General features: G+C 42.8%; 24 protein-coding genes and 1 CRISPR repeat array. Of the genes, 13 read left to right on the forward strand and 11 right to left on the reverse strand.

The window, feature by feature from the left end; genetic code table 11:
• The first annotated feature begins 42 nt into the window (after window positions 1–42).
• A complete protein-coding gene (locus tag CMAQ_RS00965; protein ID WP_048062586.1) occupies window positions 43–687 on the forward strand; it encodes an acetate uptake transporter in 645 nt (214 codons plus the stop codon).
• 9 nt (window positions 688–696) lie between these two features.
• Here the strand turns inward: CMAQ_RS00965 and CMAQ_RS00970 are convergent, their stop codons facing one another.
• From CMAQ_RS00970 to CMAQ_RS00980, 3 genes are all read right to left on the reverse strand, one after another.
• Window positions 697–930, reverse strand: a complete 234-nt coding sequence (locus CMAQ_RS00970; RefSeq protein WP_012185257.1) for a helix-turn-helix domain-containing protein — start codon at window positions 928–930, stop codon at window positions 697–699.
• A gap of 87 nt (window positions 931–1,017) precedes the next feature.
• Window positions 1,018–2,532: an APC family permease gene (locus tag CMAQ_RS00975; protein WP_012185258.1), complete on the reverse strand. Its 1,515-nt coding sequence runs from the start codon at window positions 2,530–2,532 to the stop codon at window positions 1,018–1,020.
• Window positions 2,529–3,683, reverse strand: coding sequence for a pyridoxal-phosphate-dependent aminotransferase family protein (locus CMAQ_RS00980; protein ID WP_012185259.1), 1,155 nt, complete (start codon window positions 3,681–3,683; stop codon window positions 2,529–2,531). The genes CMAQ_RS00975 and CMAQ_RS00980 overlap by 4 nt, the downstream gene beginning before the upstream one ends.
• Window positions 3,684–4,115: 432 nt before the next feature.
• Between CMAQ_RS00980 and CMAQ_RS10625 the strand changes: the two genes are divergently transcribed.
• The 4 genes from CMAQ_RS10625 (at window position 4,116) to CMAQ_RS00995 (ending at window position 7,952) form a co-directional block, all read left to right on the forward strand.
• Entirely contained in the window at window positions 4,116–4,280 is a 165-nt protein-coding gene (locus CMAQ_RS10625) for a hypothetical protein (RefSeq protein WP_156769803.1), read from the forward strand.
• Window positions 4,237–4,644, forward strand: coding sequence for a pepsin/retropepsin-like aspartic protease family protein (locus CMAQ_RS00985; protein WP_232203776.1), 408 nt, complete (start codon window positions 4,237–4,239; stop codon window positions 4,642–4,644). Before CMAQ_RS10625 ends, CMAQ_RS00985 begins: the two co-directional genes overlap by 44 nt.
• Window positions 4,645–4,875: 231 nt before the next feature.
• Window positions 4,876–6,567 carry a M48 family metallopeptidase gene (locus CMAQ_RS00990; RefSeq protein WP_048062587.1) on the forward strand — a complete coding sequence of 564 codons (1,692 nt, stop codon included), beginning with the start codon at window positions 4,876–4,878 and terminating at the stop codon, window positions 6,565–6,567.
• A gap of 248 nt (window positions 6,568–6,815) precedes the next feature.
• The gene (locus tag CMAQ_RS00995; RefSeq protein WP_156769804.1) at window positions 6,816–7,952 is read left to right on the forward strand and encodes a hypothetical protein; all 1,137 of its coding nucleotides are present in this window, start codon (window positions 6,816–6,818) and stop codon (window positions 7,950–7,952) included.
• Between the two features lie 39 nt (window positions 7,953–7,991).
• A CRISPR array of direct repeats spans window positions 7,992–8,354; the repeat unit is 25 nt; unit sequence CTTTCTAATCCCTTTTGGGATTTTC.
• An 846-nt stretch (window positions 8,355–9,200) separates the two neighbouring features.
• On the opposite strand, the gene CMAQ_RS01000 is transcribed toward CMAQ_RS00995, so the two are convergent.
• Window positions 9,201–9,572 carry a hypothetical protein gene (locus tag CMAQ_RS01000; protein WP_012185264.1) on the reverse strand — a complete coding sequence of 124 codons (372 nt, stop codon included), beginning with the start codon at window positions 9,570–9,572 and terminating at the stop codon, window positions 9,201–9,203.
• A 154-nt stretch (window positions 9,573–9,726) separates the two neighbouring features.
• Between CMAQ_RS01000 and CMAQ_RS01005 the strand changes: the two genes are divergently transcribed.
• Genes CMAQ_RS01005 through CMAQ_RS01020 form a run of 4 tightly spaced genes read left to right on the forward strand, consistent with a single transcriptional unit; the run spans window position 9,727 to window position 14,661 of the window.
• Entirely contained in the window at window positions 9,727–11,910 is a 2,184-nt protein-coding gene (locus tag CMAQ_RS01005; RefSeq protein WP_012185265.1) for a sodium-translocating pyrophosphatase, read from the forward strand.
• A 53-nt stretch (window positions 11,911–11,963) separates the two neighbouring features.
• Window positions 11,964–13,205: a phosphopyruvate hydratase gene (gene eno, locus CMAQ_RS01010; protein ID WP_012185266.1), complete on the forward strand. Its 1,242-nt coding sequence runs from the start codon at window positions 11,964–11,966 to the stop codon at window positions 13,203–13,205.
• Window positions 13,206–13,236: 31 nt separating this feature from the next.
• Window positions 13,237–13,938, forward strand: coding sequence for a ribosome assembly factor SBDS (locus CMAQ_RS01015; RefSeq protein ID WP_012185267.1), 702 nt, complete (start codon window positions 13,237–13,239; stop codon window positions 13,936–13,938).
• 42 nt (window positions 13,939–13,980) lie between these two features.
• Entirely contained in the window at window positions 13,981–14,661 is a 681-nt protein-coding gene (locus CMAQ_RS01020) for a translation initiation factor IF-6 (RefSeq protein ID WP_012185268.1), read from the forward strand.
• A gap of 148 nt (window positions 14,662–14,809) precedes the next feature.
• On the opposite strand, the gene CMAQ_RS01025 is transcribed toward CMAQ_RS01020, so the two are convergent.
• The 4 genes from CMAQ_RS01025 to CMAQ_RS01040 form a co-directional block, all read right to left on the reverse strand.
• Window positions 14,810–15,010, reverse strand: a complete 201-nt coding sequence (locus tag CMAQ_RS01025) for a 30S ribosomal protein S27e (protein ID WP_048062588.1) — start codon at window positions 15,008–15,010, stop codon at window positions 14,810–14,812.
• A gap of 194 nt (window positions 15,011–15,204) precedes the next feature.
• Entirely contained in the window at window positions 15,205–15,465 is a 261-nt protein-coding gene (locus CMAQ_RS01030) for a 50S ribosomal protein L31e (RefSeq protein WP_012185270.1), read from the reverse strand.
• Window positions 15,466–15,469: 4 nt separating this feature from the next.
• Entirely contained in the window at window positions 15,470–15,628 is a 159-nt protein-coding gene (locus CMAQ_RS01035) for a 50S ribosomal protein L39e (protein WP_012185271.1), read from the reverse strand.
• 5 nt (window positions 15,629–15,633) lie between these two features.
• Window positions 15,634–15,984 (reverse strand): DNA-binding protein, encoded by a 351-nt coding sequence (locus CMAQ_RS01040; protein WP_012185272.1) that lies wholly within the window; start codon window positions 15,982–15,984, stop codon window positions 15,634–15,636.
• A gap of 305 nt (window positions 15,985–16,289) precedes the next feature.
• On the opposite strand from CMAQ_RS01040, the gene CMAQ_RS01045 reads away from it, so the two are divergent.
• On the forward strand, window positions 16,290–17,564 hold the full coding sequence (locus tag CMAQ_RS01045; protein ID WP_012185273.1) for a Glu/Leu/Phe/Val family dehydrogenase: 1,275 nt from the start codon (window positions 16,290–16,292) through the stop codon (window positions 17,562–17,564).
• 51 nt (window positions 17,565–17,615) lie between these two features.
• On the opposite strand, the gene CMAQ_RS01050 is transcribed toward CMAQ_RS01045, so the two are convergent.
• Window positions 17,616–19,118: an APC family permease gene (locus tag CMAQ_RS01050; protein WP_012185274.1), complete on the reverse strand. Its 1,503-nt coding sequence runs from the start codon at window positions 19,116–19,118 to the stop codon at window positions 17,616–17,618.
• Between the two features lie 120 nt (window positions 19,119–19,238).
• Here CMAQ_RS01050 and CMAQ_RS01055 point away from each other — a divergent pair, with 120 nt between their 5' ends.
• The gene (locus CMAQ_RS01055) at window positions 19,239–20,291 is read left to right on the forward strand and encodes a M42 family metallopeptidase (RefSeq protein WP_012185275.1); all 1,053 of its coding nucleotides are present in this window, start codon (window positions 19,239–19,241) and stop codon (window positions 20,289–20,291) included.
• A gap of 66 nt (window positions 20,292–20,357) precedes the next feature.
• Here the strand turns inward: CMAQ_RS01055 and CMAQ_RS01060 are convergent, their stop codons facing one another.
• The gene (locus CMAQ_RS01060; RefSeq protein WP_012185276.1) at window positions 20,358–21,530 is read right to left on the reverse strand and encodes a UxaA family hydrolase; all 1,173 of its coding nucleotides are present in this window, start codon (window positions 21,528–21,530) and stop codon (window positions 20,358–20,360) included.
• On the reverse strand, window positions 21,527–21,847 hold the full coding sequence (locus CMAQ_RS01065; RefSeq protein ID WP_012185277.1) for a UxaA family hydrolase: 321 nt from the start codon (window positions 21,845–21,847) through the stop codon (window positions 21,527–21,529). The genes CMAQ_RS01060 and CMAQ_RS01065 overlap by 4 nt, the downstream gene beginning before the upstream one ends.
• Window positions 21,848–21,957: 110 nt before the next feature.
• Here CMAQ_RS01065 and CMAQ_RS01070 point away from each other — a divergent pair, with 110 nt between their 5' ends.
• Window positions 21,958–22,836 carry an NAD(P)-dependent oxidoreductase gene (locus tag CMAQ_RS01070; RefSeq protein WP_048062849.1) on the forward strand — a complete coding sequence of 293 codons (879 nt, stop codon included), beginning with the start codon at window positions 21,958–21,960 and terminating at the stop codon, window positions 22,834–22,836.
• 49 nt (window positions 22,837–22,885) lie between these two features.
• Entirely contained in the window at window positions 22,886–23,515 is a 630-nt protein-coding gene (locus CMAQ_RS01075) for a V-type ATP synthase subunit D (RefSeq protein ID WP_012185279.1), read from the forward strand.
• The last annotated feature ends 60 nt before the right edge of the window (window positions 23,516–23,575 follow it).

Below are 23,575 nucleotides of genomic sequence, written 5' to 3' on the forward strand. Positions count from 1 at the left end.
AAGTGAAATAAATTTTATTAAATGCTTGAATCTATAGAAATTATGGCTTCCACTACGGTTACGATCAAGAAGGCTGACCCAACTGCCCTTGGAATCTTCTCCTATGGATTCAGCCTACTCATACTGTCAATATACGCTATGGGTTTTTACCCATGGAGTGAAAGCATTGTAATGATTGCACCAGCATTAGTATTTGGAGGGGTATTCCTACTTGTTGCAGCCAACTGGGAGTATAATAATGGGAACACCTTTGGAGCCACTGCATTCGGTACATACTCAGCATTCTTCCTAACATTTGCGGTTGCCCACATTGGAATTGTGGCTGGTTGGTTCTCCTCACTGGAGGTTGCGCACTTAATTGGATTACTTGCAGTAGCCTTTGCGGTAATGACATTCTTCTACTGGATGGGTAGCTTCAAGATGAACCTAGCGTTAAACTTAACATTACTATTTCTACTAATAACCTTCATACTCTACGCAATACCACTCACATCCCTATCATCATCAATGACTAGCTTAATGGGTAAAATACCTGATGCACTTAAGCCAGCTGGCTACGTAGGCTTCGTAGATTCATTATTCACAATGTGGGTTGGAGCTGCAGTAGTAATAAATGATAGATGGGAATTAGCTGGATTGAAGGGTCCAATACCCACTTACCCCCTCACTAAAAGGAAGAGTAAGTGAAGGCTCACTTCACGAGAATCTACTTAAAACCCTCATTAATCCCTTATTGGTTAAGAAAACGTTATTATCCTTTAAAGCCACGTAACCCTGGTCAACAAGTGACTTTAAGACATTACTCACTAAGCTTACCTCACTATTAATTATCTTAGCTAACGCGCTCACGCTTATGGCCTTACCTTCACTAACCGCGGATTGCATGAATAACGCAAGCAGTATCCTCTCCTCGGGTCCAGCCACACCCATGCCTAATTCCCCTTAAACCCCCTTTATAACTGTTTAATCAATTCGTTACCCTCAGGGATTAAGCCAGGTGAAATTAACGAGGGGGCCTTATTCCGGTGGTATCTCCTCGTAAACTAGGCTTAATGGTATTCCCTCCTTATCCCTAATGTACTTAGCTATAGTGAATACTACCAAGCCGATCACAAATATCACCGATGACTCAGCCAGTAATTGCATTGGGTTTCCTGTCACGTAAAGATAATACTGGGGTTGCGTTAACCAGTAGTATGCGAATATGAGTAGGAATGCTAGGTAAATTACCGTTAAGGGAATTATCACTGCTTTACTTACCTTAAGTTTAACAACACCCTTAAGGTACATGATTAAGGCCAATAACACTGAGGCTATGAACGTGAATACCAGTAGAATTAAGGCATCAAGATCCAGTGCGTAAAGGAGAGCTGAACTAAATGGTGTTAGTATTAGAATATACATTAGGATTACCGTCACCGCTAAGTCAAATAAGTGGGCTACAATGGGTGAGTGAGTCCTTGGGTTAACGTAGGAGAATGCACTCGGTAAAACCCTATCCATTGAGAAGGCTAACAGGTACCTTGATACCTGGATAACAACCCCCGTAACTGGGGCAATATACCAGAGTATTGATGAGTATGCTAAAGCCACTGCCATGGGGGTGTGTATTAATGCTAAGTCGGCACCTGGATTAACTAGAATGTAGCCATCATCCACCCCGTAGGCATTCATGTAGCTTGCACCAACGTAGAAATTAACCCCAAGGCTTCTTAGAAATGAGGCAACGAATAATGTGAAGAATAAGCCACCCATTACGAACATACCAACGACACCAAGGAGCGCCGTTACCCTATCCCTCTTAATCTCACCACCAATCGTGGCCGGGAAGTTAACGTACGCCCAAACAGCCGTTGTGAATGAAGCCATACCAAGTACACCATAAACCCCACCCACTGGCGAGGCCTTACTGGCGTTGGTTAAGGCCTCAGCATAAGCCGACCCTAGGGAAGCTTTAATTAGGCTTACTGGAAGTAAGGCAACGTAAATGGCTGAGGCTATGAAGGTTAATAGCGCTGCAGCGGATATCACCATGAACATTGTTAAACCAGCCCTGGCTGACGCCACATTAACCATTATTAACACTACCACTAGTGCCACGGCTATGGCGAACTCATACCTAGGGCTCATTATGATGCTTGCAAGTGGATTACCCAATGCCTGAAGAATAGTACCTAATTGGCTTATTGAGAAGTAGACTAATACGGCATCGTAAAGCATTTCACCAATGGTGAAATTAAACCAAGCAGCGAAACCCACCGGTGGGTTAAGCCTGGAGAAGTAGACGTAGTCACCGCCAGTCCTTGGGTATTGACGGGTTATTAGATACCACATAATCACCCCAGGTATGAACATTAACCATGATGCGATTAACGCCACGTAGGCTGCATTACCCCCACCGTATAGGTATATCCCAGTTAAGTATACGAATGGCACTATTAGGAAACCGTTATAACCCATACTCACTAATAATGCCTTAAGGGGCCCAACCTCCCTCACCAAGCCTGTACTCTCCCTCACGAAGAGGCTCATGCAGCAACACCGCTTAGGAAGGCTTCAATAACATCCCCAACCTTAACCCTGTACCCTGAGTCATTAAGAGCCTTGGCAAGCGCAGTTAATGCAGTAACCATGGCGTTTACAGATGCGGTGTAACCCATGTGCCCTATCCTCAATACCCTACCCTTAAGCACACCCCAGGAGCCCGCTATTAATGCACCGTATTTTAACGCAGCCTCCCTAATAGCCACGTCACTTAGGCCGTTGGGTACGTAGAATGCTGTTACCGTTGGGCTTGAGTACTCATCCCTCTCCGGTACTAGTTTAAGGCCCATTGCCCTCACAGCCTCCACGACACCCCTTGACACTGCCCTATGCCTCATGTAAACGTTACTGAACCCCTCCTCATTAATTAACCTCAGTGATTCAAGCAGTGCATTGATTAATGGTTCACTGTGGGTGTATGGGAACTCACCCTTCTCGATAACATTCCTCCACAGTCTAATGTTTAGGTAAAACCCCCTGTAATTAACCCTCTCAGCCTCATCCCAAGCCTCATTACTAATCACCATTATTGTTAAGCCCGATGGTAGGTTAAGCACCTTTTGACTACCCCCAATTAACACATCAATACCCCATGCAGTGTTAACCTCAACACCCCCAATTGATGAGACAGCGTCAACAATAAGCAACCTACCCTCAGACTTAACTACGCCTGCTATCTCCTTAAGGTTATTCAATGTGCCGCTGGGCGTCTCGCAATGAACCATGGTGACTACCTTAGCCTCCTTAGCCTCATTACGTAGGAACACCCTAACCTTATCTGGGTCAAGTAATTCACTGTAGTTAACCCTATGTATGATTGGTGATCCACCATATGGTGAAACAAGGTCCGCGAAGGCATCACCAAACATACCATTACTTAATACGGCCACCTTATCACCGGCCTTAATTAAATTAGCCACAGCGGCCTCAAGCCCACTCATGGCTTCACCAACCCATACTACCACATTATCCTTACTTGAACCAACCATACTAGCTATAATACCCCTAGCCTCATCATAACGCCTAAAGAAGTCTGGATCCAAGTCAGGGTTAGTGGTGCGCTTAGCCATAGCCAGTAGAATCCTCTGCGGTATCTCGGTTGGACCGGGGGTGGCTATTAATGGATCAATCGTTAACATGGTTCAATGCAACAGTTTTAGGGTAAATAAGCGTTGTTTAACGTTAAATACCGCCTACCCGCTCCTCATTAATCCGGGGTTACTTTAACCATGAGGGGCGCCTCTTAAACAATTCTCATATTTAGGGAAACTAAGTTGAGGAGGACCAGAATAAGGGACTTTTACTGCAACTATATAGCTTTAATTCCCTACCACCTCTTTATGTGAATCCTCTAACAGCATTCCCCTACCCATGGGCATGTTGAGTATTTTAACTCTTAGGCATCATTAGTATTCTGTTTCACGAATATTTTAAGTGGCACTATTGAGGGTTTACTTTAAGGGATGTGTTAAGTATGGTTTCTCTGAGGAATTAGCGTGTAGGCTCTTGATTAATCATACCTCAACTGCTTTAGCATTAAGTTTATATTACTAAACCGTGTTTATAGCTTGGTGCAGAGGCGTAGATTAGGCTACATGAAGATTAAGGAGTACCTTGGAATAACTAGGTTTGAGTTCATTCCCATTGATAGGGAGACGGCTCTTAAGATACTTAAGGGCGAGGTTAATGCCAGTGAGGTTATTGTTAAGGTTAAGGAGAGTAAACACAAACAATGAGACTTTGGTGAAGGCCATTGTTAATACAGGTTTCATAAGTGATGATCCAGAGATTGCATTACCCATAGTAGTAGCTGAGAGGCTGGGACTTTGGCCAAGGCCTAGTGAGGCCATTAATGCATCCCTAGACACAGGCGGTGGGTCTGTGGAGGTCTATGTAGTGCCCCGGTCATTGATTGTTAATGTCATTACCGAGGATAAGATCAGTGATTCTATCATAGCCAACGCATTGATCGATCCATATATTGATGAAACATTAATTAACGATGCACTCACTGAGGAGCTACGAATCGAAATACTAAGCCCCCGGAGTGGTTTATGGAGATTCTCGGGTGAAGCTATCATAAGGCGTAGTGCCCAATGATTCAGTTTAGTTAAGCGTAATCACTAGGATTCGAAGCATTATGTAAATAATGTAGTACTTAGTTGCATGGATCATTAAGAACCCTACTAGTTGAAACCCTCCCTAAATGATCAACGGATCTAGCACTTAATGAACGCATCATTAAGGAACTGTGCAATCATAGGGTAGTAAGCTTAATTCATTAAAATAACGCAATACTTATTAATAGGGAGAAGTAATGTGAATGCTTAAATGAGTATGAACAATGCTATGGTATTTTCAGTATGGGTTATTATGATGTTACTAGTAATTATGATGCTTACCACGTATAATATTGCCCTAGCGCAATCAATGGGCTCAATAATCATATTTGATAATAATCAAGTCACCTTATTTGTAAACTTGACAGCGCATGTCGAAGGGTATACGGTTGTTCATGTTAATGGGAGTTACGTGGCTTCGGTGATTGAATCATTGAGTAGTTCATGTAATTTAACCAGTTATAGAATCATTAGTATTAATGGTGATTACGTAAACTTAATTCTAAACTTCCCACCGTTATACTTAATGAGGAATTGGAGCCTAACATGTAACTTAACGTCATTATTAATTATCCTAGCCAAGCCCATTAGAATTTCATCACTATCATTCCCAACACTTAGAATAATTAATAATGCCTCAGGAATAATTAATGCAAGTAGATTAACGATGCGTATTACTGCGGGTTTAAACCAACCCTATGTTGCGTTAGTATACATTCTAATCATGGTGCCGGCCCCATTAGCCGCATATGTAATTAATGGCGTATACCTACGTAGATTAAAGGGGGTTGTTAGGTTTTACGCCTTCTCCCTATTAGGTAACCTAATACCCATGAGCATCTTTACTGCAACATATGTATCATCCATAGTGTTTCTAGACCCCATCGACCCCATGGCGGTTGCTTTACATTACCTAATACCCCAATTAAACCCCCTTGAACTTATCGTAATCTCAATAGTGGTGATTACGCTTCTGGCGTTAATACCATCAATAGCGATTACGAGTCATTATAGGAGGATTATTCTAAAGGAATCTAAACCATATATTGAAAGAATCACTAACCCAAGGGGGATTAGAAAGGCTGCGAGAATCATATCAACTGCCACCATACCCTTTATTGCCCTCACCGTGGCTTTAAACATACTGGTAATGAGTATTCATCAAATACCTGTATTAATTAAGTATGCTTTATCAGGCATGGTTACTGCTACATTAGCCTTCGCATTACCAAGCATGTTAGTTACTGGGATATTATTCAGGGGAGGTGAGTTTAATCAAGAGTTAACTAGGTTATCAAGTGAAATTTGGGTAATGCTTAAGGCTAAGGGTTCTTCACCCAGGGTTTACGTGGTTGATGATGTACTTGGGTCAGTTTACAATGCTGCAGCAACCTGGGGTAATAGGGTTTTCGTGAGCAGGAAATTACTTGAGTTAGTTAATGATGAGGAGTTAAGAAGTATACTTGTGCATGAATTAGGTCACTTGAAGCATAATCACCTCAAGTTAATACTAATCACAGGCGTAATAATCATAGCCGCATTTATATTCACCATTGAGTTACTGTACTCCAGTAATAACTCAACCCTATTCACTCTACTCATTGCAATTGCACCGATTACAGTACTATTACTGACAAGGCTACTGTTAAGAAGCGCCGAGAAGAGCGCCGATGCTGAAATACTTGAGGCTGGTTTCAATCCAAGAGCATACATATCTGCACTGGGTAAACTAGCTAGGATCACTGAATTTCCTAATGACATCGACACCATGAGCAAGGCATTACTCACCCACCCAACACCCCTATCCAGGGCTCTTAGAATAGCTGATGAGTACGGAATACCTAGGGAGGAAGCCATTAGAATATTCCATGGTCAAGTTGATTATAGGTCAATGAAGAATTAAGATTCATGTTTAAGCGGAGAATCCCATATATTTAGATAGTTACTGTTAATGTATGATTCAATACCATGATAAAGTAATGATCCTTACATTATTTAAGTGAAATCAAATATCCTGTCTTCTCGGAAATTTAATAAAACTATAGGGAATCCAAGGAACTCATAATGAAGTATTAAGACTAGTGGCTTAGCGATTAATGTGCATAAGGTTAAAGGAAGGTGTTAAAAACTAGGTTATACTACATAATTATAATGCTTATTCGTGAGATTAATCGTGGTGGTACTAGGGGGTCTGAATACGCATATGTTATGTTAAATAATGAGTTAGTTCATGTTTCGGAGGCAGGTAAGAGAATTAGATGTGATGGTGATTTATGCGTATATGAGGTTTTAGCCAATGTTAATTATGTTTACTTCTTCTCCTTCAGTAGAAGTGGCTATAGTTCCGTTGTAAGATGTTTGCCTGGTGATTATCCCGACATTATGATAGACAACAGCATATGTGAGGTTAAGGATGTTGAGGAGGTGCTCAATACCTGGCTTAGGGGTATTAAGTTTAGGATTAGAGATCCAGAGTTGAACAAACTACTCAATGAGTTGAATTCGGACTTCGCGATCATGTCTAGTGAGGTAAAGAGTTACTGGGGATCCGTGGGTGGTGTGTTCAAGGCTGTAGGTCACGCTGCCCGGTTTAATGAGTTTCTTAAGGATCCGAGGATTTATTACTTCACAGGGATGAGCATACCCAATGATAATGGTAGGGTTAGAAGTATTAAGGTCCTAATGTCCATAATGTATGAGAACTGGGTAGCTATGAAGACCGCTAAGGTGCTGGGTGTTAGAGGTCTCATTAGGAGGAGTTGGGAAGCAAACACAACTAGCTCTATTAGCATGTGGTTTGAGCAGGGTAGTGATAACAGTTTCGCCATACTGGATACTACGTATGGTCCCATTACCATGTGGATTGAGTTCCAGTGGGATCCAGCTATTCACGTATTTCTTGACGCTGAGATAATTAAAAAGAATGGTAAACTGAAGTTCATTAGGAAGCCAGGAAGGAAGGCTGTTAGGCCAGATATAGTACTAGTTAAGGGAGCATTCGATAACGTGAATGCCTTAATGCAAGCTAATAAAGATATTGACGTATTAATAGAGTGTAAGACCTTGCCTTACAATGAATGGGCTTCTGATGCGGATGAACAGGTAATGCAATACCTAAGTAACTTCAGACCCAAGAATATGGCATTAATCACAAGGTACGGCATACCAATCAACATTAAGAATAAGTTGACGAAATATGGAATAAGGGTTATAGATAACGTAAAACCAAGTAGCATGATAGAGAATGAATTAAGTAATTTCATTCAAAACGCCTTTAGCAGTCTATAACACCATGCCCAGCACATGGCCTACACATACTTTGATGACCTTTCTAATCCCTTTTGGGATTTTCTTTCTCTCTCTTTCACACTACGTACATGGATACAGATATATCTTTCTAATCCCTTTTGGGATTTTCTAGTGACACGAAGTTCACTGTATTCGACATTAAGGTAGACTATACTTTCTAATCCCTTTTGGGATTTTCTTGTTTGGTTGAGAATCTGCTCAATAGCGGAGTAAGCCGATCTTTCTAATCCCTTTTGGGATTTTCATGAAAAATTCATGTTAAATTAATTAGAAAAATCATGATTTTCACTTTCTAATCCCTTTTGGGATTTTCTTCACAGTCGGTAACTGCCACACCTGGTTACCGTTAAACCCCACTTTCTAATCCCTTTTGGGATTTTCCGATTTATTGGCTTTTTTAGGGTTTTTAAATTTTACCCTATTACTTGCTTTACTCACCATCAGCACACACCATTCCACCATCCCACACCCCCACATTACTGTGCTGATGATAAACCATAACCACCCAATGGTTGTGCTAATTGAAAGAAATGAAGAATGAAAATGAAACTGTGCCAATGATAATATATAGAATATATATTCAATAGTAGGAGGATGGCCAATGTAAATGGTGAGTGTTTTGGTGATTGTGGATATAAGTGAGTGTGTTGGTTTAATCATTATAAGGCCTTATCTAGCCATAAGGTGTCTTATGCTTAATGCTGGAGTTGGGGGTTGTTGATGTGCTGATTGGTATAGGCCTTAGGCTGGTTAACATGGTATGAGGGCTAATGGTAGTATGGTTATGGATCCTAGTGGTGATGCTATATTACTTAAGAAGACTATTAGTGGTATTGTACTCCATGAGTGTTGCAATGCTTGACTTCAATTATATTAACATGAATATGAGCTAGACGCTATGATGCCTAGGATAAGGTTAAGTTGTATTATTAGTTAAAAGCTTGTTAACTTTAGTGAGCATCAGTTCGTATTGAAGAAGCCTAATTAATAAAACTACATTGATTTGCAATTCTGGTAACTAACACCCCTTAAATAATTCCCTATCTAAAGGCGATACTTAGTATTCGTATTAGTGATTGCCGTAGTTGCAATAAGTGTATCTTAAAGTAGTGAATTGATGTTAGTGAGCTTAGGTTAAGGTTGGTGGAATACTTTCTCAATGCTCGGTGGCTTGGAAATGATAATCGTGAATTCATTTTTCATAGGGGTGTTGCTTATGTTGAGTATTCAGCCCTTTAACTCGATTTTATAAATCCTTAATGGTTCCATGGCCTTATCATCAACGTAAATATAGAAGATTAATGAGCCGGGCACAATATACCTTACATCCTCCACCGACATCTCCACTCTATCACTCGGTACCTTAGCCCCCGCTACCCTTAGGGCTATTGCTGATTCCTTATTATTAAGCATGTTGAATATTTTAAGGCCTTGGGCGACGTAATCGTTGAATTCGTTTATGAAGGATTTAAGTGGAATCTCGGTGAATTTAACTATGGCCATCTCCTCCTCAGTTAATATTGCCGGTGTGAACCAATCTATTAGAAGTATTCTGCCTGTCTCCTTACCTGATTTCTTCTGCCTCTCCTCAAGTAACATTAATTAGATACTTGGCTTATTTGTTTAAAAGCTTTAAGCAGTGGTCTTATGAGTGTTATTGGGAAATATGGTATCACTTTCATAATTATGAATATAGTGCACTCAGTATATTGCCATAAATAATCCTTATAAGACCTATTTACTAATCCATAGTATGGTTACTTCACTAAACCCCCTAAGCCTCCCCCTAGTAATACCATTAATTGGGTTAGCGTACGCACTATACAATACTCACTGGGTCCTCTCAAGGGATCCTGGAGATGAGAAACTGAAATGGATAAGTGATCTAATAGCTAAGGGTGCGGGGGCATTTCTTAAAAGGGAGTATAAGGTTATTCTCCCAACGGGCCTAATCCTAATGTTAATAATAGGTGCCACATATTACTTACTCTTCCATTCACCATCATTAGCAGCCTACTCAATGTTATCATTCGCCCTCGGGGCCGTGGGTAGTGGATTAGCAGGCTACATTGGTATGTATGTCACAACCAGGAGCGCCTCAAGAACGGCTGCAGCGGCTAGGGGAGGTATTGATGAGGCTCTTAAGGTTTCCTTCAGGGCTGGGAGCGTCATGGGTATTATACTGGCCAGTGTAGCGGTGTTAACAGTATCATCACTGTACTTAGCCTACTCCGCATTGGTTAAGGATTGGGCATTAGCCATAGCCCCCGTGGCCCTTGGTGCAAGCCTAATGTCACTCTTCATTAGGGTTGCTGGGGGTATTTACACTAAGGCCGCTGACTGGGGTGCGGACATGGTTGGTAAGGTTGAGTCAAACATACCTGAGGATGACCCAAGGAATCCAGGGGTTATAGCTGATAATGTGGGTGATAATGTTGGTGATGTTGCAGGCATGGCCAGTGACGTCTATGAGAGCTTCATAGTTGTCCTCACCGGGTCACTCATATTAATCTCAGTATTCAATATACCTAAGGTATTCGCATCACTAATACTATCAGTAACATCACTAGTACTCCTCTCAACACTACTGGGTATACAGGTGGTGAGGGGGAGGGTTAGTGGGAGGGATTTAGCCTTAGCATCAATGAGGAAGCTGGGTAATTCCCTAATAGTAACCGTGATCATTAGTTCACTACTTATCATAATTTACTCAATACTGGTTGTTAAGCCCTTGGAGGCCATGGCCCTCTCAATCAGTGTAATAATGGGTTTCGTAACAGCTGTGGCCGTATTATACATAACCCAGTACTTCACCCACTACACCTACGGACCCGTTAAGGATATTGCTAAGCAGGCATCATTATCAGCATCAAATGTAATAGTTGCAGGTTACTCATACGGCCTACTAAGCGCCACGCCAGTAATACTAATAGTTGCAGTAGCCCTCGGGGTATCATTCTACCTCGGTTACGTTTACATCCCAGCCTCAATGCCCATTGAAGGTGGTATAATGGGTACGGCCTTGGCTTCAGTTGGCTTACTGAGCTTAGCAGGCATAGTTATTTCACTTGACTCCTACGGACCCGTTAGTGATAATGCTAATGGTTTAGTGGAGATGGCTGGGCTTGGTGATGAGACTAGGATGGTTACTGACGCGCTTGATGCAATAGGCAATACATATAAGGCTACGACTAAGGGTTACGCCATAGCCAGTGCCGGTTTAGCATCACTAGTGTTATTCATAGGCTTTATTTATGAAGCAGTAAGCTACAGTAATCCAGCTAATGGCGCCTTAACCGTTGCATTAAATTACCTTAATGTAATTAATCCACTACTCCTCGTGGGCATACTAATGGGTGCTGTCTTAGTTTACGTATTCTCATCAAGACTACTCACAGCCGTGGGTAAGGCCGCCTCTGAGCTTGTTGAGGAGATTAGGAGGCAATTCAGGACGAGGAGGATTCTCGAGGGTTTAGATAAACCTGATTACGATAGGGCAATAGACATAGCCACTAGACATGCCTTAAGGGAATTCATGCCTCCCGCATTACTGGCTGTGGCAATGCCAATAATAGTTGGCTTAACCCTGGGTTGGGTTGCCTTAGCTGGCCTAATACTGGGCACTATAATAGTTGGATTCCCCAGAGCCCTACTAATGGCTAACGCTGGTGGCGCATGGGATAACGCTAAGAAACTCATTGAGGCTATGCTTGACCCTGAACTTGGGGGTAAGGGTAGTGTAGCCCATAAGAACGCAGTCATAGGTGACGTGGTTGGTGACCCATTCAAGGACACTGCGGGGCCATCCCTGAACCCATTAATAAAGGTGGTTAACACAGTATCAATAGTGTTCGCGCCTGCAGTAGCCATGGTTAGTGCCGTAAACCCAGTGGCCCACTTAGGTTACTTAATACTACTGCTTATTCACCTGCTTTAATGAAGCATTGAGTGTTAGAAACACATTTTAAACCCAAATTAAGTGGTGAATCCATGGGGACTAGGATAAGTAGATTAGGTATTAGGAAGGTTTTCACAGGGAGGGGTGATTTAACCGTTGAGGTTGAGGTGCATCTTGATGATGGATGGGGTAGGGCTATTGCACCAGCTGGTGCATCAAGGGGTAAGCACGAGGTTAAGTACTTCCCAGATGAGGGCGTTGATGCAGCTATAGACGTCTTCAAGAGGTGGGTTGAACCAGGCCTAATAGGCATGGATGCTGTTAACCAGGTCGCGGTGGATAAGAAGCTTGAGGAGATTGATGGAACCTGGGACTTCTCTAAAATAGGGGGTGCTGTGGCTGTGGCTACATCAATGGCTAATGTAGTGGCTGTGGCTGATTCAAAGGGATTATGGCCGTATCAAGTGATTGGCGGTTCATTAGCCAACGTGATACCATACCCATTAGGCAACACTATTGGTGGTGGTAAGCACAGTAGGGGCCTTGGGCCTGATTACCAGGAATTCCTAATCCTACCCTACGGTGCACCCGACATATATACAGCCGTATACACTAACATGGAGGTTCATAGGGAGGTTGGGAGGATACTGGCTAAGGAGGACCCAACCTTCGCTGGTGGTAGGAATGATGAGGGGGCGTGGACTGCTAAAATATCCACTGATAAGGCCCTTGAGGTACTTAGCTCAGCTGTTAAGGAGGTTTCAAGAAGACTTGGTGTTGAGATTGGCCTAGGTATTGATGCCGCATCATCAAGTATGTGGAATGGTAAAGCCTACGTATACACTAATGAGGGGAGGGAGTTAACTCCAAGGGAGCATTTTGAAAGGATTAAGAGTATAATTGAGAAGTATGATTTAATTTACATTGAGGACCCATTCCATGAGGAGGATTTCCAATCATTCGCTGAGTTAACGGCATTGTTTAAGGATAGGCTTATTGTTGGTGATGACTTATTCACAACCAACCCAGATAGGTTAGCTATTGGTATTCGTGAGAAGGCGACTAACGCCGTTTTAATTAAGGTTGATCAAATAGGTACTGTGACGAGGGCCCATGAGACTGTTAGGCTTGCGTTAAATAATGGCTACAGGATAGTGGTTTCACACAGGTCTGGTGATACTGAGAGTGGATTATTAGCACACATAGCCGTTGGCTTCAAGGCACCCATAATTAAGACAGGCATAATGGGTAGTGAACGCGTTGCCAAGGCTAATGAACTATTGAGGATTTGGGATCACTTAAGTGGTGTAGCCAGGATGGCTAAGATTAAGTAATGTTTTTAACTAACCGAGTTGGTTAACACGCATGTCTAGTAAGAGGGTGGTTACGGTTAAGTATGATGCTAAGGGTGAGCATTTCGAAATAATTGTTGACCCTGAATACGCCCTTGAATTTAAACTAGGTAAACCAATAAGCCTAGATAAGGTTCTCATAACTGATACCGTTTTCAGGGACTCCAAGAGGGGGTTAAGGGCCTCTGAAATAGCCCTTAAGAGAGTCTTCGGAACCACTGACCACAGGAAGGCTGCTGAGATAATACTAAGGAACGCTGAGATACCGTTAACCTCAGAGCAGAGGAGGAGGCTTATTGAGGATAAGAAGAAGCAGATAATAGATTGGATTAGTAGGAATTGCATCGACGCTAGGACAAAAGCCCCCCTACCACCCCAGAGGATTGAGTTAGCCTTAAATAACGTGGATGTGGCAATTGACCCGTTTAAAGGTGTTGATGAGCAGATTAACGATGTGTTAAAGGCTCTTCAAAAGGTCATACCAATAAAGGTTGCTGTAGCTACCCTGGAGGTAACCGTTGGCCCTGAACACGGGCAGAGGGTTAAGTCAGCCTTAGCTAGGATGGGTAGGATACTTAAGGAGCAGTATGATGAGTCAGGTAACTTAATCCTTCAACTGGAGGTGCCGGCTGGGTTGCAGGATACTGTTATTGGGAAGGTTAATGAAATGACCCATGGGGAGAGTGAAGTTAAGTTACTTGGTGTGTCGACTTAATTTTGAATATGGTTTATAAAACGGTTTAATTAAACGGTTCCAGTGTCAGTCAGTAAGTTTGACATAGTGCCCATTAGGATTTACGGCACAGCCAGTATAGGTGTCTACATGGCTACTAATGATGAATACGCCTTAATACCCATGGATTCCCCTGAGAAGATTGATAGGCACATTGAAGAAACCCTTAAGGTTAACGTTGTTAAATTAACCATAGGTAGATCCCCGCTCCTAGGTGTTTTCACAGTCATGAATAATAACGGTGTACTAATACCCTCAATAATTAGGGATGAGGAACTTGAGCAATTAAAGAAGTCACTGGGTGACTTAAACATCACTATCCTACCATCTAAGTACACGGCTATAGCTAATTTAATACTGGTTAATAATAAGAGGGGGTTAGTGTCACCGATAATTGAACGGGAGTACGTGAATCTAATTAAGGATAATTTAGGCGTTGAACTTGAGGTTAGGGATATTAGGGGATTATACATAATCGGCTCACTAGCCGTTGTTAATGATAGGGGTGTGTTGGTTTCCCCTGAGGTTGATGAAGGTGATGTAAGCTTCCTTAGGGAATTCTTTGGCCTAAGGGTTGGTATAGGTACTATAAACAGGGGCATTAGCCTAATTAGGAGCGGCATGATTGCTAATAATAAGGGTGCTGTGGTGGGTGACTCAACCACTGGTTTCGAAATGATGAGGATAACGGAGGTTTTGGGTTAATGACCATTCAGGACGCCCATTAATCTTCACTTCCTCTGACTACCGTCATCTCATCACCAGTTAACAACACCAACCACCTCAAATTTAAACCTTAACCACTCAATCTGAGGCAGGATGAGTTGAAAGGTACCTTAATTGAAGTGGGTTATTAATCAAGCACCCTAACCACTGTACCCAGTACCTCAGCCCTACCCCCAGTTGGCCTGGCTAGGAGGTTACCGCAGACTAGGCATCTAACCTCCACAGTGGCGTGGTCAAATATTATCTGCTCATTACCGCATTGGTTGCACCTAACCCTAATGAACCTTGACTTAGGTGCTGGTATTAACACGCTCCTGAAGTTAGGCATACCATCCATGCAGCCCCATGGGTTTATAAAGATTACACTAACATGCACTTGAAACACCTAAATATGAGCCACCCACCATACCATTAGCATTAAGGGCCCGGGAATTAATTTAATAACCTGCATTCACGTTAATACAGTAACACATACGCATTACTATTATTTAATTTAAATAACCATATTTAATGCTCCTGGAATCAACCCTGGTACTCAACTAATACTGATCCATCCTCACGCTTAGTTACCTTAACCTTAATTCTTGATGGTGGTTTTTGAATACCCCTGCTCCAGAGTAGATTATTTAGGTTTTCATTTAACTTAACCTTATCCTCATCAACCTTAACATACCTAGCGATTATTCTCTTAATGAACCTAGCTGCATAAGGCGCCCTTATTCTCCTTGACGCCTCCTTAACATCCCTTAGGTTTATCGTGAGTATAATCTCATTACTCGACATTCAATCACCCTAACTTAAGCTTAACCCTCCTCCAATTCCTACGCTTAGTATTGTACGTAACCTTCCTGTCTGTTTTAACCATGACCCAGGCTGGTGGATTCCTATTAGACTTCCCTGCTGACGCCAGCCTGAGCTTGAAGCCCAATGGCTTATGGGTAGCCATATTACTCACCTGAACCTTATCCTATACTCCCTCCTGGTTTGGCTATAGACCGTTTCCAGTATCTTTTTAAGTTCTTCGTCTGTTATAGGAACCTTAATTCTACCTGACTGAGCTAGGGCAATTAACTGATTCTCAATTGATTCAACTAACTCAGGTTTAATAAGCCTAAGGTTATCAAGCCTACTCCTAGCCTCTGGGGTTAATATAACCCTTATAACAGCCCTCCTCTGAGCCTCCTCAGCCCTCTTCCTCTCCTCTTCCTCAGCCTTACGCTGAAGCTCCTCAAGCCTTCTTCTCCTAGCCTCCTCAAGCTCATCCTCATCTTGAATATTATCCTCATCGTCGTAGTAACTCATACATCACTAAGTTGCGCATTGGCTTTAAAAACCTAATGCCGGTCGCCTTCATGAAGTAAGCATCATGGTCATGAGGCGATTAATCAATGATTATTACCCAGGCTTTAAGTTAAGTGTAAATTGCTTCCTTATTTTACAAACTACTAAGTGTCAATAATAACTATGAAGCATTTAATCCACTTTAAGAACACATACCTTTACATAATGAAGTAGGGGAATATAAATTATATAATAATATATTGTATTAAATAAAATAACTAGAAAACTTTATAAAGGCATGCAGATAGTACCCTCAGGTGAACTATATGAACTCTGTACTGGGAATGCCCACGCAGTCAATATTCCTCCAGGACACGTTGAAAACTTTAATGAGAGCTGTTGAAGTAGGGGGATTCGATAAGATTGTATATGATTACTTATCCAGACCCATGAGGGTTATCGCCGTGTCAATACCAGTTAGGGTTAATGGGTCAATTACAATATTTGAGGGCTACAGGGTTCAGCACAATAATGCCTTAGGTCCATTTAAAGGCGGTATTAGATTCCACCCAGAGGTTACCTTAGGCGATGACATTGCATTAGCAACACTCATGACGCTTAAGAACTCCCTAGCCGGTATACCATACGGTGGTGGTAAGGGTGCTGTGAGGGTTAATCCAAAGACCCTTAAGGCGAAGGAACTTGAGGAATTGGCAAGGGGTTACGTTAGGGCATTATACAGTGCCCTAGGACCTGATGTTGATATCCCAGCACCGGACGTTGGAACAAACCCACAGATAATGGCCTGGATGGTTGATGAGTATAGTAAAATAGCTGGTAAGAACATTCCCGCAGTATTCACCGCGAAGCCTATTGAACTATGGGGTAACCCAGTGAGGGAGTACGCCACTGGGTATGGTGTAATAGTTGCTGCTGAAACCTTCATGAAGGAGCTCTTCGGCTCAGGATTAAGTGGAGCCAGGGTTTCAATACATGGGTTCGGGAACACTGGGCAGTGGGCGGCATACTGGGCCAGTAAAATGGGTGCTAAGGTTGTAGCTGTGGCCGATACCTCAGGTACGGTTTACGACCCCAATGGTATTGATGTTAATAAGGCCATGGAGGTTAAGAATAAGACAGGTAAGGTTATTGACTACCCCGGTGGCCAGAAGCTTAAACCCGATGATGCATTATACGTTAACGCTGATGTACTGGTACCAGCCGCAATAGAGAACACTATTAATGCAAGTAATGTATCAAGGGTTAAGGCTAAGTTAATAGTTGAGGGTGCCAATGGGCCAACAACCCCGGAGGCCGAGGAGTATTTGACGCAACACGGCGTAACCATAGTGCCCGATATACTAGCCAATGCGGGTGGAGTCATAATGAGTTACCTGGAGTGGGTTGAGAATCTCCAGTGGATGACTTGGAGTGAGGATGAGACAAGGGATAGATTAGGGAAGATTATGGAGAATAATTCAAGGAAAGTAATGAATAAGTACAGTGAGTTAAAGGTCAAGAATGCCACTGTAAGGGATGCTGCATTGGTGCTAGCCATAGAGAGAGTGGAGAAGGCAATGAAACTAAGAGGATGGATTTAATCAGTTGGCTTAAACAATAAAGGTTTATTTAAATTATTTTCACATAAAGTATTATTCAGGCGGTATTTCCATGAACACCAGTGATATATCTAGTCCCCTTCTTAAGTTAATGTGCCTTGCTATGAAGTATATAGCTATCCCCACCAACACAGCTCCTATTTCAACACCGTATGCTAATGGATTACCACCCCAGATGCTTGGGTACTCTAGGAATTGATAAGATATGTAACCCATAACCCCAACCATCAGTATACTTGCCACGGCTAAGGTTACCCTAACACCTCTACTTAACTTAACCTTATTAAGAATAGCCGCAACCGCCGCGGCTACGCCGACTAGGGCGAAGTATATTAATGCCTCCACCACTGCACCGTATAGGCTTGAGAAGGTGCTGTATAATGCTTCAGCTGAGGCTATTAATGCTGCTGTTATGACTAAGTCGAATAAATGCGCATAGACTGGGCTCCTTAGACGTGGACTTACGTATGAGAAGAACTCCGGTAGTATCCTATCAAAGGATAATGCGAATAAGTAGCGTACGATCACTATGGCTCCATAGGCTAACACCGCCAAGTACCATAACACTGACCCAATCCCTATTATCCAAGCCAACACCACATTACCTGAGGCAACCATTGCCGCTGACCAGAAGTTAACGTAACCATTAGCCATAGCCATTGTGGAGAACCTAAACCCCATTGAGTAATACATTGCTGCGAAGCCGAGGGTCACCATGATCATTGATAAGACTGCTGATGTCGGTAGATTCCAGTTAATGGCGCGCCTACTCTTTATCTCCGATGCTATTGCAGGTGCTGCCTGAAGCCATGGGTATATGTATATTGCGAAGAAGGGTAGCATCATTATTGTTGGGCCTAGTGCGAAGTATGGGCCAGTGTACTGTGAAGCAACCTTACTATACGTTACACCACTTGGTAAGAGTGAGCTGACTCGACTTATAACCACTGATTTAGGTACTACGTATAGTACCGCTAAGGCTAAGAAGAGTGTGACTATTGATGCAATGGTTAACACAGTCATTAACCTAATACCATACTTAGTACCCATTATGTTCACGAAGACTACTATGGCGAAGTAAAGGATGCCGATTCCAATAACCTCAAGGGGGGTGAAGCTGATGTTAATGCCTAGGGTTGATAACATTGTACCCAACTGCCCCACCCCAGCTATGGCTATTAAGGCATAGTAGGCCAGTGACTCTATTATGAAGCCTACGACAAGGCCTACTACAAGCCACGTGAACCTTGGGCCAAGTAGCCTACTAACCCATACGTAGTCTCCTCCTGTTCTTGGTATGTGTTTTGTTAGTGTTGTGTATGTTATTATTTGTGGTATTGATAGTGTGAAGGCTATTATTGATGCTGCAACTAGGTTAACACCAGACACTGAGGGTAAGGAGGCTAGTGTAAAACCAACAGTACCCAAAGCAGCACCAACAGACATATTAGCAACATTAACACTAACAGCATCAACAAAACCAGCCTCCCTAACCAAACCAGTAGAACCCCTAACAAACAAACCCTTATCGCTCACGCAACTCCTTAATTAAACCAATTTATAAACCATTTCCCTTAATTAAATGATTCCTTTAATTACTTAATTAAATTTATATGTTAAACTAATTGTTAAATACGCTTAAATCCCAGGAGCATTATGGATGCCGCAACATTATCTAAACTAACCCTTGAGATTGGCCCATCAGGTTTCGAAGATAGGGTGATAAGAACAATAATAAGCATGATTAGAAATCGTGTTGATGAAGTTAATGTAGATAACATGGGTAACCTAATAGCGAGGATTGGTAATGGTCCTTTTAAACTAATGATAAGTGCCCATGCTGATGAAGTAGGTGTTATGGTTTCACACATTGATCAAAGAGGCTTCATTAAGGTTGTTCCAATAGGTGGGATTGATCCATGGGTTATGATTGAGCAGGAGTTAGTTTTCATGGGACGTAACGGTGACATATATGGCACTGTTGGTGTTGATCCACCGCACTTAAGGAGGGATAAGCCTCCATCCAGGTTTGAGGAGCTTTACGTTGATGCCGGCTTCACCTCTAATGATGAAGCCTTTAAGGCAGGTATATTACCTGGTGTGGCAGGGACCTTTGCGGCGTCATTTAGGGAGAGGGGCAGTGTAGTAATAGGTAAGGCGTTAGATAATAGAGTCGGCTGCAGTGTACTTGTGGATTTAGCTGAGGAGGCTGGGGGAATGGTTACCGGTGACTTATCCCTTTACCTGGTTTGGAATACGCAGGAGGAGGTTGGGTTAAGGGGTATAAATGCGGCTGTTAACGCCATTAACCCAAACATGGCCATTGTCGTTGAAACAACCGTTGCCGCAGATGTTCCAACTAATCCCGAGAATGAATGGATAACTAGGATAGGTAATGGTGCTGCAATTAGGGCTTTAGATAGATCCATGATAACTAACCCACGGTTACTATCAGCCGTATTGGAGTTAGCATCATCAAGGGGAATTAAGTACCAGGTTCAAGTCAACCCATATGGTGGCACTGACGCCGGTGCTATACATGTCCACGGTACAGGTGTACCAACAGTAGTTGTATCTACACCAGCCAGGTATATCCACACACCCCACTCAGTGGTTAATCTCAGTGATGTTGAGCAGGTTAAGTCAATGATCACCCTAATAGTGAGGGAACATGCTGAATTAAGTAGGGTAATGAGGATTCAGGCTTAATCAGTGTTATAACTAATTTAGATTTAGAAAATTAATTTAAATTTAAAATAAATGATCAATGCGTATTTAGAAGGATGGTATTATCTTATGTATCATGAATTCCGTATGCCCAAGTAACTCAGCCTTAGTATGCCTACCTCTGGCGACCTCAAGGACAAGGTTAAGTAACCTCTCCCCAGCCTGCTCAACAGTCTCAGTGCCATTAATCACGGTGCTTGCATCGAAGTCAATGTTCTCCTTCATCTTACCGTATGTGTATGGGTTAGCGGTCACCTTAATCACCGGGGCTATTGGATTACCGGTTGGAGTCCCCCTACCTGTGGTGAACACTACTAGTGTTGCTCCCCCAGCCACCATACCCACCACTGACATTATGTCGTAACCTGGAGTATCCATTATCCAGAGGCCCTTACCCTTAACCTCCTCCGCATAATTTAATACGCCTTGAATCTGCCTTGACCCACCCTTAATTATGGCACCAAGCGACTTCTCCTCAATTGTGGATATGCCTCCAGCTATGTTTCCAGGGGCTGGTTGAGTACCAACTAAGTCAACGTTATGTGATGCAGCTAATTCAACCCACCTCCTAATTGCATTGTAAACCTTATCAGCCACCTCCTTTGATGCAGCCCTCTTAGCTAAAATATCCTCAGCCCCTATCATCTCAGGGGTCTCCGATAAAATAACTGTTCCCCCTAAGTCAATTAACCTATCTGACACATAACCCACAACTGGATTTGAGGCTAAGCCTGATGTGGCATCTGAACCACCGCATTCAACACCCATTACTAGTGATGATGCATCCACTTCAGTTGGCCTCTGGGTAAGAGTCTCCTCAGCCATCCTACTGAGCAACTTAACACCCTTCTCAATAGCCGCTGGTGTACCACCGTTCTCCTCCTGTATAACCACCCTCTCAACAGGCTTACCTGTCTTGGCTATTTCATCAGCAAGTTCATCAGCCTGAATCTGCTCACATCCAAGGCCAACAACTAATACTGCACCCACATTAGGGTTCTTAGCCATTCCAGCAAGAGTCCTCTTAGTGACTTGTAGGTCTGGTTCAAGTTGCCCGCAGCCGAAGGGATTCTCAATAGCCACTGCACCCTTTACCTGATCAGCAATTCTACGGGTTACTATGCTTGAGCATATTACTGTTGATAATACTAGGACGTGGTTCCTAATACCAACTCTACCATCTGGCCTAATGTAACCCATTACCGTTGGCCTACTGCTCATGCACCCTCACCCCTACATACACTATGCACTGAGGTTAAGCTTTCAAGGTTATGAACATGAACATGCTCCCCGGCCTTAATATCCCTCTTAGCCCTACCTATGGTGTGACCATACTTCACCACTAGACTGCACTTGGGTATATCCTTTAAGGCGAACTTATGGCCGAAGGGTATGTTATCAATAAGTTTAACAGTTAATCTCAGCGACCCTACGTCAAGCGTTATTAAACTACCTGATTTCAAGTCCCTTAAGGCAACTGCAACATTATCACTAGGACTAAGTACAATAGCCTCCTTAACCGTTGATTCTGCCTTCACATTAGCCTTCCCGCATTAGGTTAATTAAGTGTTTCCAGCTTATTCACTTTACCTAATCATTAATTAAATGCACTGCTTTAAAACACTCTGCCCGTGTTTTAATTATGGGTATTAGGGTTGGTTTCATAGGTTTAGGAACCATGGGTGCCCCAATGGCTATGAATATTCATAAGGCAGGATTCCCATTAATAGTGTATAATAGAACCCGCAGTAAGACTGAACCCTTTGCAAGGCTTAATATCCCAGTAGCCTCCTCACCAAGGGAGGTTGCTGAGAAGTCTGATGTAGTGATATGCATGCTAACTGATGCGCCGGATCTTGAGCAGGTATTATTCGGGAAGGAGGGGGTTGTGGAGGGGAGGCATGAGGGGCTTATTGTGGTTGACATGAGCACTAACTCACCTGAATACTCCTTGGAATTCCATAGGAGGTTGAGGGAATTAGGGGTTGAATTCCTGGATGCACCGGTTACAGGTGGGGATAAGGGTGCTAGGGAGGGTGCATTAACCATAATGGTTGGGGGAAACCGCAATGTCTTCGATAGGGTTAAGCCAGTCTTCGAAGCCATGGGTAAGGTAATAATATATGCAGGTGACGTAGGGTCTGGTCAACTCTTGAAGTTGATTAATCAAGTGGTTGTTGGTTTAAATACATTAGCCATGGTTGAGGCCCTTACGTTAGCTAAGAGAACTGGAGCCGATATTAGTAAGGTTCAGCAGGTCTTAACCAGCGGTATGGGTAATTCAGAAGTAATAAGGCAATTAATGCCCAGGATCCTTTCAGGTGATTTTAAACCTGGCTTTAAGGCCTCCCACTTAAGGAAGGATTTAAAGTACGTAATTGACTTAGCCACGAAGTTAAATACACCAATGCCCGGTGTTAGTATTCTACTTCAACTTTACAATGCCCTCGTAGCCCTTGGGCTTGGGGAGGAGGGGACTCAGGCCTTAATTAAGCTCTACGATACATTAACCCGGACTCAAGCATGACGTAGATTAAAACTTTAATACACCCCATATCAAATACTAGTGAGTAGTTATGTCGATTTCAGCCCTCCAAAGACCGACACCATCTAGGCTAATGTTAATTAGGTTAAGGACCCAGGAGACACTTTACAGGAGGATTAGGAAGACCGTGGAGGATGCTAGAAACGCAACACTACAGAGGCTAAGGGCACTTGTACCAACACTGGAGGAGAGGAGGAAGTTATCCTATGGGGAAATCAGTAAGGTTGCTGAACTTTACCAAATGGCTAAGAATAGGATTGGTGCAGCTGCATTAAGTGTAATGGCTTCATCAACTAAAATTAGGGTTGATGGGTATGTTGAGGATAGGGTCATAGGTGGTTTAAAGTTCGGTATACTTAATGTTAAGGGTTTCGGTGGACCAACATACGGCATATACAGTATACCGGCTGAATTAGATTCATCATTAACCAGCCTAGTGTCTATATTACCCATGCTAATGGAGTACGTTAACCTAGAGAACATATTCTACACACTCCTATACAGGGTTAGGGAGTATCAAAGGATGATTAACGCAATAGATAACGTCATACTACCTAGGATAAGGGACTCAATAGCCTTCATAAGGCTTGCCCTCGATGAAATGGAGAGGGAGGATTTCGTGAGAAGGGTTATAATAAATAGGATAATTGGCACGGAGTAATGATACTTACCTAGATTAAGGCAGGGAAGAGTGAATCTAGGGAAGGGTTTATAAATTATG

It is taken from the genome of Caldivirga maquilingensis IC-167 (assembly GCF_000018305.1).
Taxonomy (GTDB): domain Archaea; phylum Thermoproteota; class Thermoprotei; order Thermoproteales; family Thermocladiaceae; genus Caldivirga; species Caldivirga maquilingensis.